General features: G+C 50.4%; 14 protein-coding genes. 12 read left to right on the top strand and 2 right to left on the bottom strand.

Going from position 1 to position 17,487, the window contains the following annotated elements; all coding sequences use genetic code 11:
* The gene (locus F4Y39_17825; GenBank protein MYC15586.1) at nt 1-1,140 is read right to left on the bottom strand and encodes a hypothetical protein; all 1,140 of its coding nucleotides are present in this window, start codon (nt 1,138-1,140) and stop codon (nt 1-3) included.
* A 140-nt stretch (nt 1,141-1,280) separates the two neighbouring features.
* Here F4Y39_17825 and F4Y39_17830 point away from each other — a divergent pair, with 140 nt between their 5' ends.
* From F4Y39_17830 to F4Y39_17845, 4 genes are read left to right on the top strand one after another with little or no spacing between them, the layout of a single operon-like run.
* A complete protein-coding gene (locus F4Y39_17830; GenBank protein ID MYC15587.1) occupies nt 1,281-2,756 on the top strand; it encodes a sulfatase-like hydrolase/transferase in 1,476 nt (491 codons plus the stop codon).
* A gap of 12 nt (nt 2,757-2,768) precedes the next feature.
* Nucleotides 2,769-3,779 (top strand): Ldh family oxidoreductase, encoded by a 1,011-nt coding sequence (locus F4Y39_17835; GenBank protein ID MYC15588.1) that lies wholly within the window; start codon nt 2,769-2,771, stop codon nt 3,777-3,779.
* A 30-nt stretch (nt 3,780-3,809) separates the two neighbouring features.
* Entirely contained in the window at nt 3,810-5,102 is a 1,293-nt protein-coding gene (locus F4Y39_17840; protein MYC15589.1) for a sulfatase-like hydrolase/transferase, read from the top strand.
* A gap of 46 nt (nt 5,103-5,148) precedes the next feature.
* Nucleotides 5,149-5,847, top strand: coding sequence for a hypothetical protein (locus F4Y39_17845; protein ID MYC15590.1), 699 nt, complete (start codon nt 5,149-5,151; stop codon nt 5,845-5,847).
* Here the strand turns inward: F4Y39_17845 and ppk1 are convergent.
* On the bottom strand, nt 5,821-7,941 hold the full coding sequence (gene ppk1, locus F4Y39_17850; protein ID MYC15591.1) for a polyphosphate kinase 1: 2,121 nt from the start codon (nt 7,939-7,941) through the stop codon (nt 5,821-5,823). The two genes, F4Y39_17845 and ppk1, sit on opposite strands and share 27 nt — an antisense overlap.
* A gap of 350 nt (nt 7,942-8,291) precedes the next feature.
* Between ppk1 and F4Y39_17855 the strand changes: the two genes are divergently transcribed.
* The 8 genes from F4Y39_17855 (at nt 8,292) to F4Y39_17890 (ending at nt 17,482) form a co-directional block, all read left to right on the top strand.
* Nucleotides 8,292-9,206, top strand: a complete 915-nt coding sequence (locus tag F4Y39_17855) for a hypothetical protein (protein MYC15592.1) — start codon at nt 8,292-8,294, stop codon at nt 9,204-9,206.
* Nucleotides 9,207-9,302: 96 nt separating this feature from the next.
* On the top strand, nt 9,303-10,280 hold the full coding sequence (pstS, locus tag F4Y39_17860; protein MYC15593.1) for a phosphate ABC transporter substrate-binding protein PstS family protein: 978 nt from the start codon (nt 9,303-9,305) through the stop codon (nt 10,278-10,280).
* A 116-nt stretch (nt 10,281-10,396) separates the two neighbouring features.
* Nucleotides 10,397-12,637, top strand: coding sequence for an ABC transporter permease subunit (locus tag F4Y39_17865; GenBank protein ID MYC15594.1), 2,241 nt, complete (start codon nt 10,397-10,399; stop codon nt 12,635-12,637).
* 16 nt (nt 12,638-12,653) lie between these two features.
* Nucleotides 12,654-14,255 carry a phosphate ABC transporter permease PstA gene (gene pstA / locus F4Y39_17870; GenBank protein MYC15595.1) on the top strand — a complete coding sequence of 534 codons (1,602 nt, stop codon included), beginning with the start codon at nt 12,654-12,656 and terminating at the stop codon, nt 14,253-14,255.
* Nucleotides 14,256-14,278: 23 nt separating this feature from the next.
* Nucleotides 14,279-15,091, top strand: coding sequence for a phosphate ABC transporter ATP-binding protein (locus tag F4Y39_17875; protein MYC15596.1), 813 nt, complete (start codon nt 14,279-14,281; stop codon nt 15,089-15,091).
* Between the two features lie 17 nt (nt 15,092-15,108).
* Nucleotides 15,109-15,786: a phosphate signaling complex protein PhoU gene (gene phoU, locus F4Y39_17880; GenBank protein ID MYC15597.1), complete on the top strand. Its 678-nt coding sequence runs from the start codon at nt 15,109-15,111 to the stop codon at nt 15,784-15,786.
* Between the two features lie 233 nt (nt 15,787-16,019).
* Complete coding sequence (locus tag F4Y39_17885; GenBank protein ID MYC15598.1) at nt 16,020-16,577, top strand: NUDIX hydrolase; 558 nt, start codon at nt 16,020-16,022, stop codon at nt 16,575-16,577.
* The gene (locus F4Y39_17890) at nt 16,571-17,482 is read left to right on the top strand and encodes a MoxR family ATPase (GenBank protein MYC15599.1); all 912 of its coding nucleotides are present in this window, start codon (nt 16,571-16,573) and stop codon (nt 17,480-17,482) included. Before F4Y39_17885 ends, F4Y39_17890 begins: the two co-directional genes overlap by 7 nt.
* Nucleotides 17,483-17,487 lie beyond the last annotated feature (5 nt).

Below are 17,487 nucleotides of genomic sequence, written 5' to 3' on the forward strand. Positions count from 1 at the left end.
TCAGTAGCGTTTTCGCAACACATCCATAATGTGTGCCGAGAGCGATTGTACGGTTTCGTCAAAATTTGCATTCTCAACGGTTATGATGTGATGGGCTTCGCCCACCTCTAAGATATGTTGCTGAATCTGTAAAATGGCATCGAGGTTTTCTACATAGTGGTGCGATGTTCTTTGCGTTGCTTTTTCACTGCGAAATTCAAAGCGCTCGGCATATTGCTTTTTGTCATCTAAGTACAGGGTCATCCAGATAAATGTTGCCTGATCTTTATAGGTGCTCAAATCGATCAAATCGGGCAGGAGATGTACCCCGTCAATTATCAGGTTGACATGCTCTTCAATGGCGCGCTCAATCATTGCTCTCACGCCAACACCAACGCGAACAGCTTGTTCGCGAAATGCCTGCACTACTGGTGGATGCTCACCGCCCAATTCTGCACCTGTGTGTTGCCAGGCAGAAAATGAGGAGGCGTGCAACGCGGGCATCAGTTCGGGTGCGATCATCAACCGCATAATCTGTCGAATGGCATCGGTGGATGCGACGCGCGAAATTTTTAGCTGGTTGGCCAATGCCACTCCCACGGATGTTTTGCCCACCCCAGTTGCGCCGCTGATGAGAATAATGAGTGGCTTGTGTTGTCGATCCTTGCGAAATCGATACCAGGCCTCATAGCGCTCGGCATACTGAGACCCATAGCCGTCTTTTAAGCTTTTCAGTGTGATTTTAAAAATCTGTGATCGCTTAATTACCGTGCCTTGTGATCTCGAAAGTTGTTGCTCAACCTCTGAGGCAATCTGGTGTGTGAGGTCGTGATCCAGCCCAATGGCTTCGAGCGAATCGGCAAGCCGCTCCAGAGAAAATAGTGTTCTATCTTCGCCTTCTTCGATAAAAATTTGTCGCGATGTGGGTTCCCAAAAGATGGCATCGCCAATTATCCGATCACCAAATTCGCGTTGCACCTGTTTCCGCACCAGGTCGGCCATATCTTCGGCGTTGATGTCTTTCGCTTTTTGAAGTGACCGACGGATGCCATCTGCGAATTTGTATGCCTCTTGGAATGCGAATCCATGCTCAATTAAGTAGTGCGCCAGCATGCCCCGCAAAAATGGAATCCTTTTTTTGCCATCAACAATTGTCGCCATGGCAATCTCCCGCAAAACGCAGCTTTTTCAAAAATAACTGCTCATACTCGAACTTAGCGAACCTTTTGCACGGTGTCAAGTCTCTGTATTACGGCTCGCCAAAGAGGCTGACAACCTACACCCAAAATGTGAGGAATTTTATGTCTGTACAACCGAACGTCTTGCTGATTTCGACAGATCACTGGCCAGCGCATCTTTTGGGGTGTGCTGGCCATCCCGTTATTCAGACGCCGACGCTGGATGAGTTGGCGCGAAGTGGGGTGCGTTTTTCCAATTGTTATGCCGAATGCCCGGTGTGCATTCCGGCACGGCGCACGTTGATGACGGGCACTACGCCGCGAACACACGGGGATCGCGTGTTTGTGGAGACACTCGAAATGCCCGATATGCCAACTCTGGCGCAGACCTTTCGCAATGCGGGTTATCAGGCGTATGCCGTGGGCAAGTTGCATGTGTTTCCGCAGCGGGACCGCATTGGGTTTGACGATGTGATCTTAGACGAGGAGGGGCGCACGCAGTATGGGGTTCTCGACGATTACGAGCTTTTTTTGGGCGATCAGGGCTATGCGGGCGAGCACTTTAATCACGGCATGAGCAATAACGAGTATAGCGCGATGCCCTGGCATTTGCCCGATGAAACCCATGCGACAAATTGGGCGACACAAAATATGGCGAGATTTATTAAAAGGCGAGATCCCACGCGCCCTTCGTTCTGGTTTATTTCCTATCGGCATCCACATCCGCCGATTGTGCCGTTGCAGAAGTATCTGGATTTTTATCGGGATGTGGAGATGGATACGCCGTTTATGGGCGATTGGGTTCGGTCGGGAAATCTTCCCTATAGTCTCCAATCGATGACTGCGCGAGGAGACAAGCACAGCGCGGTTCAAATTGAGATGGCGCGGCGTGCGTTTTATGCCCTGTGTACTCATATTGACCACAGCCTGCGCGTGTTGATCGGTACGCTGAGGGAGGAGGGCTTGCTCGATAATACGATTATTTGTTTTACGTCGGATCACGGCGATATGTTGGGCAATCACAATATGTTGGCGAAGCGTCTTTTCTACGAGGGGTCGGCCAATATTCCGATGATTTTGCTCGGTACTGCTGGCGATGAGCGGGTCGGGTTCAATCGCGTGGATGATCGCCTGGTGGGGTGGCAAGATGTGATGCCCACGTTGTTGGATCTGGCGGGGATAGATATTCCCGATACTGTGGAGGGAATGTCGATGGTTGGCGAGCAAGAGCGGGATTGGTTTTACGGCGAGGTTGGCGAAGATGCCCATTCGACGCGGATGATTTGCGATGGCCGCTACAAGTTGATCTACTATTCTGTGGGAAATTACCGGCAGCTTTTTGATCTGAAAAACGATCCCCAGGAACTCGTGGATTTGTCTTCCGATCCGCAACATGCCGAGATTCTGGCGCGGTTGAACGCGCTCTTGATTGGCGAACTTTACGGCGAGGATGAAACATGGGTCGAGAATGGACAGTTGGTGGGCCTGCCAGACCAGCCATATCACTCCGGCCCCAACCGGGGGCTGACCAGCCAGCGCGGACAGCACTGGCCTCCACCACCAAAATCCGATATGCCCCAGATTCAATGGCATGCGTGAGAAGGAGGAATTATGCCATCGCGATTGTTCAATTCACATCCAGATCATGGGATTCGCGTGCCATGCGAGGTGATGGAGGCATTCGTTCGTGAGCTTTTTCTCGCTGTGGGTACGTCTGAAGAACACGCGCAGCACATGGCGGTTGCGTTGACTGCAAATGATTTGCGCTGTGTGTTCAGCCACGGTACGCGGCAGGTGCATAGTTATATATCCGAAATGAAGAATGGGCATACCAATCCGCGGCCCAATGTGACGGTGGTGTCCGAGTCAGAGGCGACTGCTATACTGGATGGGGATGGCGGGTTGGGATATTTCCCATCGCATCGGGGAACGGAGATGGCGATTGAAAAGGCGTTAAAGGTGGGGGTGAGTACGGTGACGACGCGCAATCACTTCCACTTTGGGGCAGCGGGCAATTATTCCCGTATGGCTCTTGCCAGCGATTGTATCGGGATGGCTCTGTCTTCTCATCGCTATCGCCCGCGTCCAGATGCGACGGTTATGAGTGCGTCAGGCGGGTCGCCGATTAGTATTGCCGTGCCCGCTGGCGAACAACCCCCTCTAATTATGGATATGGCGGCGCACTTTATCCCATATAGTGAAGAATCATTTGAGAAGTTTCCCGCGGCAGTTTTCAAGGGTTTGGGGCTGGCGGCTGTGTTACAGGCGATGGGGGGGATTTTGGCGGGTATCTGGAATGAAGGGTATGAGTTTACAGGTGAAGGCGAGGGGGCTGCGCCGCATCAAGGTGCGTTTATTGCGGTGTTTGACGTGAGGCGATTTGCTGATGTGGAGATGTTTAAGCAGGAGATGGATCGCTATGTCGGCGAGGCGCGCGCCACAAAACCCCTGCCGGGGCACGATCGCGCTGAATTAGCTGGCGGTATGGAATGGCAATGGGAAAGAGAGCACCGCGAGATCGGTATTCCCATGACCGATGAGCACCGCGATTTGCTGGAGAAAGTGGGCGATGGTGTCGGGGTTTCGTCGCCGTTTGGACAATTTGAAGGGTCGAGGTTTTAGACGGGTATCAACTAACAGAAGGAGCAATAGATGAGCGATAGACCGAATATTCTTTTTCTTTTTGCCGATCAGATGCACGCTTTTGCGATGGGGTGTATGGGGACGGAGGATATTCATACGCCAAATCTGGACAAGCTGGCGCGAGAAGGGGTTTTGTTTCGCAATTGTTATTCCAATGCGCCGGTTTGTACGCCGTTTCGCGCGACGCTGATTTCGGGACAATACGGGTCGCAGACAGATACGTTGCGCAATGGGCGGTATATTCCCGAGGGGACGCGCACACTGGCAGGCACGCTGAATGACGCGGGGTATCGAACCGGTTGGGTGGGCAAGTGGCATTTGGGCGCAACGGGTAATGTGTGGATCCCACCCGAGTTGCGGGCGGATTTTACGGAGTTTATCGGGTATCAGTGTTATAACGATTTTTTGCACAGTGTGAAATTTTACGATGAAGTGGGTGATGAGCATTGGTATGATGATCACAGAACGGATGTGACGAGTGATATTGCGATTGAGCGCATGGAGAAGATGGCGGAAAACGCACCCTTTGCGCTGTTTGTGTCCTATCAGAATCCGCATTATCCCGAGCAACCGGGATACGAATACGACGAGATGTATCGGGGCGTGACTCTTGCGCGACGTCCAAATTGCGTGGAGGTTGATCCCTATACGAGAACGCATAGTCCACCGAGTCCCAAGCCCCAGGAGAATGATCCGGTTTATCAGCGCTATGGCAATGATCTCGATGAATATCTGCGCGCGTATTACGCGATGGTGACGCAGTTGGATGCAAATGTGGGGCGGATGATGGATGCGCTGGATCGCATGGGGTTGCGGGATAATACGGTGGTGATGTTTACGTCGGATCACGGGGATTTGCAGGGCAGCCACGGAGAGACGAATAAGGGCAAGGCCTGGGAGGAGTCGAGTCGCATTCCCCTGATTGTTCGCGCACCAGGGGGTGCGGCAGGTGCGGTGGTGGATGATCTGGTGTCTGGCATGGATTTTTTTGCGACGTGTGTAGATTATGCGGGGCAACCTCCCGTTCCTTCGGTTGAGGGCGACAGTTTCGCGCCTCTGATGAGCGATCCTTCGCAAACTTTAGACCGACCGGTGTTTTCAGAAATGCAGCCCTGGTGTATGGTGCGCGAAGGCGCGTTTAAGCTGGTGGTGGAAAAAGAAGGCTTTGAAGCAACACATCTGTTCGATTTGGAAAATGATCCCTATGAGATGAATAATTTGCTGAACGATCGTACAAATGCTGAGAAACAGGCGCATTTGTACGATGTGTTGCAAAATTGGTACAGGCGCGTGAAGAGGTGATTGGGGAGCGTGGTGGGGATGGAGAGAGGAGTAATGGAGGACCGGTGTGGAGAGATCAAATAGTAAAGGACCAGATTTGAAATTCTGGGAGCACTTTTCGACCTACAAATACACTATTCTCGCCCTTTCAGTGGTTTTTCTTTTTTTTGCAATGCCATTGTTAGACCGCGCAGGACAGGATTTTGCACGGTTTCTCTTCTTAATGCTCCTGGCCACAGTGCTCTGGACTTTAGGCCTTCCCAGATGGTTATTGACGTTGTGTTTGGTGCCCGGAATTATGGGATTTGGCTTTCATTTACTTATCCACAATATTGATCTCTCTGGGGCAGTATTCAGAGTGTTTGAGATGGGAAAAATGGGTACTTATACCCTGTTTTACGGGATATGCCTTCTCATCTTTTTGCACCGGATTTTCTCAGAGACGACGGTTACTATAGATTCTATTCAAGGGGGAATAGCCATTTATTTTTTAAGCGGCGTGTTTTGGGCATTTCTTTATCAAACTCTGTTATTATTTGATCCAGATGCGATTTTGTTTTCGGATCATGTCGTGGGTGCGTTTTCAGATCTAATTTATTTTTCTTTTATAACAATGACCACTCTGGGCTATGGGGATATAATGCCTATAAGCCGGATGGCGAAAAATATGGCTGTTTTGGAAGCTGTTTGGGGACAAACCTATCTGGCGGTGCTGGTTGCTCGCCTGGTGGGGCTGCATTTAAGTGGCAGCGGTCGATTCGATTGAGGATGGTGTTTGGGCAAAGAAGTCGGGGATATCGACGGGTTCACCCAGGGAAAGGTTCATGAGCATGTCGTGCACGCAGAATGCGGGTTCGTTTTGGGCGGGTTCAATGTGACGGTCTGTGCCATCGGAGAGTATTTCGCGCGATTTAACATTGTCGGCAAAACATGCACTGAGGAGTTCTGATTTTATTCGTATAATCAAGTCCGGATCTTCGATGGGGCAAAGTGTTTCGACGCGGCGGCGCAAATTTCGAGGCATCCAATCCGCACTGCCGATGTACACATCGGGGTCCCCGTCATTTTCAAAGTAATAGACGCGGCTGTGTTCCAGAAATCGCCCGATTATGCTGCGCACTCTGATGTTATCGCTTATACCGGAGACACCCGCACGCAGACAGCATATACCGCGCACGATCAGGTCAATTTGTACGCCGTTTTGCGATGCGCGATACAGCGCGCGAATGACTTTGGGGTCTTGAAGTGAATTCATTTTTGCAACAATACGGGCTGTGCGTCCCTGGCGTGCATGGTCGATTTCGCGATCGATTTTTTTGAGGATGGAATCGAGCATGGTAGAGGGTGCAATGAGCATTTTGCTGACCTGGGGATGTGCAGATTGCGTGGTGAGCAGGTTAAAAACTTCGGCTACATCATTTGTGATGTCTTCGCGTGCTGTGAACAATCCCAGGTCCGTATAAAGTCGGGCTGTTGAGGGATTGTAATTGCCCGTGCCGATGTGGGCGTAGCGGCGTAGCCCGTTATTGGTTTCACGTCTGACCAGCATCGAGAGTTTGCAGTGCGTTTTAAGGCCCACAACCCCATATACGACGCATACACCCGCATCCTGAAGGCGGCGTGCCCATCGAATATTGGATTCCTCGTCAAATCGCGCTTTGAGTTCAACGACCACTGTTACTTCTTTACCCGCCTCTGCTGCGCGGATCAGTGCATCGATAACGGGTGAATCTTCGCTGGTGCGATAGAGCGTTTGTTTGATGGCGAGCACATCGGGGTCGGTTGCCGCTGAATTGACGAATTGAACAACGGGTGTAAAAGCATCGTAGGGATGGTGAAGCAACATATCTTTTTGTCTGATCTGGTCAAAGAGGGTATCGACTTCCTCATACGTGTGGTCGGGCGGGTGATAAGGTAAATATTTCAAATCGGGTCTGGGGGTCGCGCTATAGAGTCCCATTAAACGGTTGAGATTCACCGGTCCGTTGACTTGATACACCTGATTGTTTTTCAGACTATATGTCGATTGTAAGCGCTTGACAAGTGCCCGACTGGCATCGGCTTCGATTTCGAGGCGGACGGTGTCGCCTTTGCGCCGATTTTGCAATTCGTCTTCAATGGCGAGCAATAAGTCATCGGCTTCTTCTTCGTCCAGGTAGAGATCGCTGTTTCGGGTGATGCGGAAAGCAGCCGAGTCGAGAATTTGATATCCCCGGAAAAGTTCGGGAATGTGTGCCTGGACAATATCGGCGAGAAAGACAAAGTCGATGCGCTGGCTGTCTTCTTCTCGGGGCAAGCGAATCAGACGCGGCAATAGACGAGGAACCTGCACGACGCCGAGCAGTGTTTCGCCTTCGCGATTTTTGAGCAAAAGGGCGATGCAAAGGGCTTTGTTAATCAGGCGTGGCAATGGGTGTGCAGGGCTGATGGTGAGCGGAGTTAAAACCGGGTAGAGTTCTGCGTGGCAATAGTCGTCGAGGAAGGATTTTTCGCGGGCAGAAAGCGTACTGATGGTGCGAATGTGGACATCTGCATCGCGCAATGCGGGAAGGAGTTCGTCGTTCCAGCAGGCGTATTGCTCATCGACCATGCGATGGGCTTCTTTTGCAATGGCTGAAATTTGTTCTTCGGGGAGGAGGCCATCGGGGCCGTAGTCGGAAATGCCCGCTTCTACTTGTTGGAGCAGTCCCGCTACGCGCACTTCAAAAAATTCGTCGAGGTTGTTGGCCACGATGCCCAGGAATTTGACTCGTTCCAGCAGGGGATTTTCAGGGGTGCGGGCTTCTTGTAATACGCGCTGATTAAAACGCAGCCATGAAAGTTCTCTATTGAGATAGAGACTGGTATCGCCGAGGTCCATAACACACTCCGGGGAAGAGGCGACGGAATTGCGTTAAATGTCAGGTATTATAATGCGATATAGAGCAGTTTGTCAAATAAAAACGGCGATCTTGAGGAAAAGGTCGGATGGGCAAAAATCCATCCGACCTTTTCTTTTGAGAAGAGAGTTAGCGGGAAGAATCCCCGAAGAAAGGATGAAATGGCGTATTTGTAACAAAAATGTCACGTTTTTGTGACCAAAGCGTAACCGTTTTGGAGGCGATTTGTAACATTATAGCGATATCTTATCGCGGAGAACGTCGTTTATTCACCAATTCGAAGGGAGAGCAAAAGCGCATTTGTAAAGCAATTTGGGGAATACTGTTGTGTTTGGGTTTTGTTTTGGCGGGGCGGGGTGAAGCTGTAGATACCAGGCTTCAGGGTGTTATGTTTGCCGATTATTATATCGTTAGAGGAAATGGAGAAGAAGAAAATGGCTTTAGGTTTCGACGCATTTATCTCACCCATGACCTGAAGTGGAGTGATGCTTTTTCTGGACGGGTTCGGCTGGAAGCCAAGGATGCGGGATTTAATAGCGAAAAGAAAATAGAACCCTTTGTAAAGCACGCGTATTTGCGCTATCGCAAAAATGGCCATGCGCTCTATATGGGGCTGTCGGGTACGCCAACATGGAACGTATCGGAGTCTGTTTGGGGTTATCGCTCTATCGAGAAGACCCTCATGGACCGAAAAAAAATTGCCTCTTCGGCTGATATAGGCATTGCATATCGCACGCGATTGGATGAAGCTGGAAAATTAAATGCCCAGATTATGCTGGCCAATGGCAGCGGACAGCAGTCCGAGTCAGATCACTACAAGAAAATTTACGGTCTGTTGCATTTTGAGCCTGGTACCCTGAATGTGACGACTTATGTAGATTGGGAAAAACGCGCAGGCAATCTAGATCGCACGACTTTGGCTACGTTTATTGGGTGGAAAAAGAAAATTTTCCACGGTGGATTGGAAGCCTTTGTGCACTGGCGCAACCATACCGCACAGATGCGAGGACTTTCACTGTTCGGCTCAGGACAGATTAGCGAGAAGATAAAGGTGTTTGCTCGTAGCGATTTCTTTGATCCAGACGATAAGTCTGACGACGATGGGGAATATTGCTTTCTCGGAGGGCTTGACATTGAGCCGGTAAAGGATATTCACATTATGCCCAATGTGATGGGCACAAATTTTCAGGCTCCAGATGTGGATATTGAGGTGATTCCCCGGCTAACGCTATATGTTAAGTTTTGAGTACAGGTTATCACATAAATGTCGTGTTTTCGTCATCTGTGTAACGCGATACAGGTTTATTTTTTTCATTCTGTAACACTACCCAAGGGAGATTGAATGACCAGATTTATTTGTATGATCGCATGTGTGGCTGTTTTGACACAGGCTGCGGCTCAGGCGCAGCAAGATTCGCCTGTTCCTGCGTATCAAAAAGTGAGTGGGATTTCCGGAAGTGCCAACAGTATTGGGTCAGATACGATGAATAATTTGATGACGCTCTGGTTGGAAGGGTTTCGCAAGTACTATCCCAGTGTAACTATTCAGGTTGAGGGTAAGGGATCGAGCACTGCGCCTCCCGCACTGATCGAAGGCACCGCGCAATTCGGGCCTATGTCGCGTCCGATGAAGGCTTCGGAGATAGACAAGTTTGAAAAGCATTTTGGATATCCACCAACAGTGTTGCGCACCTCGCTGGATGCACTGGCTATTTTTGTCAATAAGGACAACCCGATTAATGGGTTGACTTTGCAGCAGGTAGATGCGATTTTTTCCAAGACGCGACGCGGTGAGTATAAGGAAAATGTTACGAGGTGGGGGCAGTTGGGTTTGGGGGGCGATTGGAAAAATGCCGCATTCAGCCTTTACGGGCGCAATTCCGCGTCGGGCACTTATGGATTTTTCAAAGATCACGCGCTGTTTAAGGGCGATTTTAAAGATGAAGTCAAAGAGCAACCGGGGTCTGCCTCGGTGGTGCAGGGCGTGGCCGAAGACAGGTACAGCATGGGTTATAGTGGCATTGGTTACAAGACCTCTGGCGTGCGCGTCGTACCTCTGGCGCTGGAAACTGGTGAACCCTTTAGAGAGGGTACGATCGGAAATGTGATAGATGGATCTTATCCTCTGGGGCGTTTTTTGTATTTGTACATCAACAAGGCACCCAATAAACCTCTCGATCCGCTCGTGAGAGAATTTTGTAAATTCATTTTCTCCAAAGAGGGGCAAGAGATTGTCGTTAAAGATGGCTATATGCCCGTGCCCTATCAGGTGGTTAAAGAGGAACTTGAGAAGTTACAATTCCCCACCTTAAATCCCTGACTCCCAGCGGTGAGACGTTAGAGGGCCACCCAGCCCCTCTTCCTGAGACGTAATAGCTACGACCCGTCCCCAGTCTCTGTTCTCTCACTTCTAACCTCTTACGTCTCACCTTTATTATGTCTCTTCCCACAGAACCAACATCAAAGCGACAATTGCCTGGCATCACGCCAAAGGCACGCCTGATGGACCGCGCTGGACGGTGGGTGATCACTGCTGGCGGCATCGGGGTGATCCTGTCGGTGCTGGGCATTTTTCTTTTTGTGTTGATGGAGTCCTATCCTCTGTTTTTGAAGCCGAGCGTGTCCAGGGCGCATACCTTTGATTTTTCGCACCGTCAGCCCGTCCTGTGTACGGGGGTTGATCCCTATCAGGCGGTGATGTTTGTCGTGCATGAAGCGGGGATTGATTTTGTGGATATGACTACAAAGTCGGTGACAAAGTCCGTATCTATTCCCGAACTACAGGGACGGCGCATTCGAGCGGCTTATCGCGCTCTGGATAACACGCATGTTGGCCTGGGTCTGGACGACGGTACAATGCTGGGCTGTCGCGTGAATTTTGCCGTGGATTACGATGCGGAGGGAAAGCAGATTGTGACGCCGTCTTTTTTTGTTGAGTCGGCGATAGATCTAACCGATGAGGCTCTTGCGCATCTCGTATTTCGGCACGATGGAAAATCTCGAGGCACAGTACTTGGCATTGCGGATTCCGGGCAACTCGTTTTGGGAATTTCCGAAAGACAGCGAGGACTTTTAGGTGATGGCAAAACGACTGTTCGCACATACGATTTGACCGATGAGATCAAAGGGCGCGCCAGGGTGGGTGCCGTGGCAAAATCGGGACGCTATGTTCTGGTGGGCACAGACCGCGGTGAAGTATTTCGATGGGAAATTGGACGGGCGAGTTCCAATCCCAGGTTGTTGGATTATTTTCGGGTTTCCGATCAGGAGGTGTCTGCGTTGGATTTTGTGCTGGGCGATGTGTCGCTCGTCGTGGGCGATGTGGGTGGTCGTGTGTCTGTCTGGATGCCCGTCAGAACGAGCGAGGGCGACAATAAAAGGGTGTTCAAAAGGATCCACACTTTGCAGTCTCATCCGGCGGCGGTGACTGCACTGGCGTCGTCTGCTCGCGACAAACAGTTTTTATCGGGCGATGTATCGGGGATGGTTGCGTTGCATCACATGACATCGGAACAAACGTTTTTTCAATTGCCCGGTGATAGCCCTATTCAATCCCTGTCTTTTGCGCCAAAAGCAAATGGCTTTTTGACTGTGAGTAAGTCGGGACAGGTGACGGATTTCGGTCTTTACAATCCACATCCCGAAGTGACGTTACAAACACTTTTTGGCAAAGTGTGGTACGAGGGATATACGGAGCCTCAATACGTGTGGCAATCTACGGGTGGATCGGATGATTTTGAGCCTAAGCTGAGTATTGTACCTTTGATATTTGGTACCTTTAAGGGTACGCTTTATGCGATGTTATTCGCGCTGCCTCTGGCTGTTCTGGCAGCGATTTACACATCGGAATTTGCCTCTCCCAACGTGCGTGGTGTGGTCAAACCCGTGGTGGAGTTGATGGCTTCGCTTCCCAGTGTGATTCTGGGCTTTTTGGCTGGTTTGTGGTTGGCTCCACTGCTGGAGACGAGGATCGTCGGTGCATTGCTGTTGTTGCCCTGTGTGCCCATTGTCGTGGTGATATGTGCCTGGAGCTGGGGACAGATGTCCGAAGATTTTGCACGCAGAATACCGGATCACTGGATTCTAACTTTGCTGGCTGGCATCGCGTTGTTTTCGCTCTATCTGTCGTTCGCACTCGGTCCTTTGGCCGAATCGCTTTTGTTCGGCGGCAATTTTCAAAGCTGGCTGCTCGGCACAACGGGTACACGCTACGATCAGCGCAATTGTCTGGTGGTGGGCTTTGCGATGGGATTTGCCGTGGTACCCATTATTTACACGATCTGCGAAGATGCTCTGTCGAGCGTGCCACAGCATCTGCGCGCTGGATCACTCGCGCTGGGCGCAACGCCATGGCAAACGGCTATCCGCGTGGTGTTGCCCACGGCGAGCCCGGGTATTTTTTCCGCGACTATGATTGGATTTGGCCGCGCTGTGGGCGAAACGATGATTGTGTTGATGGCTACGGGCAATACGCCGATTTTGGATTGGACCATTTTTAATGGCATGCGCACGATGTCGGCCAATATCGCCGTGGAGATTCCCGAAGCACCCCATGAAGGTACGCTTTATCGCGTGTTGTTTTTGACAGGGGTTTTGCTGGCGGCGATTACTTTTTTGGTGAATACGCTGGCAGAAGTGGTGCGGCAGCGTTTGCGCGAGAAGTATAGCAGGATTTGATGTTCTGGAGATGGATGTGAAGAATTTTTGGAAAACAGGTGTGCCATTTATCTGGTTGACCGGTAGCGCGCTGGCGCTTTGTTTGCTCATGATTATAGGGCTGATCGCGCTGGTTATGTACAATGGCACTGGATTTTTTTGGCCCTCGGATATCGAAGCGGTAATACTCAAAGATGGTCGGAAAGCAATGGGGCAGCGGTGGGATAAACAGGAGATTCCGGCGTCGAATCGAACGGGGTCCGGGCAATTTCGCATTCAGCTCAAAGTGGGCAATCGCGATGTGTATGGCAGCGATTTTCAATGGATAGATGAATCGGATATTCAATCGACGGATTATCTCGTAGATGCGGTGGTTTTTGAGCGGCGCGAGTGGGGCAATTTTTATGGGTTTATCGAAGCTCTGTACGAAGGTGAAACCCAGGTGTTGAATACATGGGATATGCTACAAGCGCAATTGGATAATACCCGGGAACGACACGAACAGATTCGGCAAATTGAAGAAGATGCGATCGGTGACTTAAATCGACAAATTGAAAGCCTGCGACTAAAAAAACGTGAGATAGAATTGGGTGATGGAGATACCGATGAGATTGACGCGATTGATCGAGAGAGCAGATCCTATTGGGAAGCTTATGAACGATTGGCTGACGAACTGGCGCAATTGCGAGCAGCCAACGAGGTTTATCGCATAGATGTGCGGTTAATTGGCGGTGAGGTGCGGCAGATTGCCACGGCCGATATCGTGCGTGCATATCGACCTAACCGACTGGGAATTTTGGGAAAAACGAGCGTTTATTTTTCGCGTGTCGCGGAATTTTTATTTGATGAACCCCGTGAGTCCAATACAGAAGGTGGGGTATTCCCCGCGATCTTTGGCACTGTTATGATGGTTTTTTTGATGAGTTTGGCGGCTGTGCCATTTGGTATCTTAGCCGCGCTCTATTTGCACGAATACGCCAGGCAAGGTATCTTAGTTAGAGTGATTCGCATTGCGGTTAATAATCTGGCGGGTGTACCTTCTATTGTTTTTGGGATGTTTGGCCTGGGATTTTTTGTTTACGGCATTGGCGGAAGTATCGATCAGTTCTTTTTTCCCGAGGCGTTGCCCACGCCCACATTTGGTACTGGCGGCATTTTGTGGGCTTCGTTGACCCTGGCGTTGCTGACAGTGCCGGTGATGATTGTTTCTGCCGAAGAAGCGCTTTCTGCTGTGCCGAGCGATGTGCGTGCCGGGTCGCTGGCACTCGGGGCGACCAAATTGCAGACCATTTTGCGCGTGGTTTTGCCCGGCGCGTTGCCGGGTATTCTCACGGGCATTATTCTCGTGATTGCACGCGGTGCTGGCGAAGTGGCTCCGCTGATGATTACTGGCGTTGTGAAATTGGCTCCTGCATTGCCCGTAGATGGTATCTGGCCCTTTTTTCACCTGGAACGCAAGTTTATGCATCTGGGATTTCACATTTACGATGTGGGTTTCCAGTCGCCCAATGTCGAGGCGGCTCGCCCCATGGTATATACGACGACTTTATTGCTGATGGGGATTGTACTGGCTCTGAATCTGGTGGCGATTCTGGTTCGCAATCGGCTTCGCAAGCGCGTTGGTGGTGCGACGTTTTAAATAGGTGAGAGAAAGGAATCACAATGGCTGAAGCAGAACTTGCAAATACACGGTCCGGCGAAGCAATTGTTCCAGATATTCAGAATCCCATTGTCACCATATCGAATCTGAGCCTGTATTACGGCGAGACGCAGGCCCTTTTTGACATTGACATGCAGATTCCCGAGTATCGGGTAACGGCTTTGATCGGTCCTTCGGGATGCGGGAAGTCAACGCTGTTGCGGTGCATGAATAGGCTGAACGATTTGATCGATTCGGTGCATATCGAGGGTGTGGTTGAAATTGATAATGACGACATTTACGGTCCCGGATACGATGTGATTTCGTTGCGCCGCCAGGTCGGTATGGTGTTTCAAAAGTCCAATCCCTTTCCCAAGTCGATTTATGAGAATCTCGTTTACGGTTTGAGAATTGCAGGTGAAAATCGGCGGGCGGTGCTCGATGAGGTGGTGGTACGCAGTTTGCAGGCTGCCGCGCTTTGGGATGAGGTAAAAGACCGGCTCAATGACAGTGCTCTGGGGCTTTCAGGAGGACAACAGCAAAGGTTGTGCATTGCGCGTGCAATTGCTGTTGAGCCTGCGGTGATCTTGATGGATGAACCCTGTTCGGCACTGGATCCAATTGCGACGGGGCGTATTGAAGAGACAATTGAAGAGCTCAAAAAGCAATATACGATTGTGATTGTAACACACAATATGCAGCAGGCGTCGCGCATTTCGGACTATACGGCGTTTTTTTATTTGGGACGTTTGATTGAGATGGCCGAAACGAGCGAGATGTTTACCAATCCGCAGCTCAAACAAACCGAAGATTATGTGACAGGGCGGTTTGGCTAAGCAGAGGAGTCATGATTATGGAGCGTACTCTTGACCAGCATCTCGACCACCTCAAAGGTGAGTTGTTGAAGATGGGTAGTGCGGTAGAAGAGTCTATTGAACAGGCAGTACAATCGCTTGTAGAACGCGACAATCACCTCGTTGATGTGGTTGAAGAGGGTGGACATCACATTGACGATTGGGAAGTGGAGATAGAAGAAGAGTGTTTGAGGGTGTTGGCTGTGCAGCAACCCGTGGCTGGCGATTTGCGCCTGGTGGCGGGCATTATGAAGATCAATTACGATCTCGAGCGCATCAATGATCAGGCGGTGAATATCGCTCAGCGCGCCCGTTTGCTCAATCGCATGCCGCAATTGAAACCGCTGATCGATATTCCGCGGATGGCCGAGTTGGCACGGGGTATGGTCAGGGATGCTCTGGATGCATTTGTCAATCGCGATGTGGAATTGGCCAATAAGGTGCGTCGAATTGACGATACTATGGATGCCTTGCGCGATCAAATTTTCCGCGAGTTGTTGACGTACTTAAACACGGGTATTCCCTCGACTGTGGATCAGGCTATTTTACTCATTCTCGTGTCCAGACATCTGGAGCGCATTGGCGATCATTCATCCAATATTGCCGAAAATGCCGTCTATCTCGTTCAAGGGCGCATCGTGAGACATCAACAGGAGGAATTGCGCGCAGGCGAGTAATCTCCACCGTATTTTTGTGGCGAACACTGTCGCGTAAATGACACGCGATTGTAACACGGCGATGATATTATACCCAAAGCACGACGTATTCTCCCTCTTGGGAACCGGCCCGCGACCCGGTTCCCATTTTTTTTGCCCCGAATTCAAATTCGGGGCTTTTTCGTTGACCCAAAATTGGTACCTGTGTATTTTACTGTCTGGAGAGACTACTATATTATATTAATATTACAACAATGAGGTGGTTGATCTCTTTGCCCAGTTGCATAAAATCCGAAGCTCGGTTTTGCGAGCGATGTGGGACTTTGCTGGTTGTAAAAGCAGTTGAAGATCGGGAGAGACCGTGTTGTCCGTCGTGTGGATTTGTGGCTTATCTCGACCCCAAGGTAGCAGCCGGAGTTATTGTAACCCTCGATGGTGGCGTTGTACTGCTCAGGCGCAATATTGATCCCGGGTTTGGCAAGTGGGTGTTCCCCGGCGGATATGTGGATGCAGGCGAGCCAACCGATGTTGCGGCTGTGCGCGAAACCCGCGAGGAAGTGGGGTTAGAGGTCGAGATCGGTGAGTTGCTCGGCGTGTTGTCTTATGAAGGGGAGCGGGTGGTGCTGATTGTTTATACTGGACGGGTTGTGGGCGGAAAGTTGGAAGGCAATTTTGAATCGCAGGCTGTGGCTACATTTGCCCCTCGGGATATTCCATGGAATGATCTGGCTTTTGACACGACCAGAGAGGCATTGCAAATTTGGGTGGCGCAGTATGGCGAAATGTATGATAAAGAAAGGTTATTATGCTGAATTCTATTGAAGATGTTGAAGAGCGGTTTGCCGAGCAGGGGTATATCACGGACCGCACATTGGCAACGACGATTTTTTTGGCGCAGTCGCTTGGCAAACCAATTTTTCTGGAGGGGGAACCAGGCGTTGGAAAGACAGAAGTAGCCAAAGTTATGGCCGGTATTTTTGATACTGAGTTGATTCGATTGCAGTGCTATGAAGGTATTGATGCCAATACGGCATTGTACGAATGGAATTATCCGCGTCAGATGCTGGAGCTAAGGCTCGAAGAAGCGCGGGGAATCGACAAGGCCGAAATTGGTCAAAATATTTTTCGCGAAGATTTTTTGCTCAAGCGTCCCCTTTTGTCGGCTCTTGAGGGTAGCGCAGAAAAGCAACAGGTGTTGTTGATTGACGAAGTGGATCGATCGGATGAAGAGTTTGAAGCGTTTTTGCTCGAAGTGTTATCCGATTTCCAGATTACGATTCCCGAGATTGGTGCGATAAGAGCGATGCAGGTGCCGTTTGTCGTGCTTACGTCCAACCGAACGCGCGAGTTGCACGACGCGCTGAAGCGCCGGTGTTTGTATTTGTGGATTGACTATCCCACGTTTAGCAAAGAAATGGATATTGTGCGGTCGCGTGTGTCGGGTGTGCAGGACGAATTGGCACAACAGGTTTGCGGGTTTATGCAATTGTTGCGCAATCGCGATTTTTACAAAAAGCCCGGTGTTGCCGAAACGATTGATTGGGCACTGGCTCTGATGGCTATGCGTGTTGAAGAACTGGATCCGCAGATAGTTGATGCGACATTGGGATGTGTTTTGAAGTATAAAGAAGATATTGAAAAAATTCAGGAAGACGGCCTACCACAACTGATTGAGAAGGCCCGATTGCTGAAAGAACGCACACAAGTTGCCGTTTAGGAGAT

The sequence above is a fragment of the Gemmatimonadota bacterium genome (assembly GCA_009838845.1).
In the GTDB taxonomy this organism is placed as follows: Bacteria; Latescibacterota; UBA2968; order UBA2968; family UBA2968; genus VXRD01.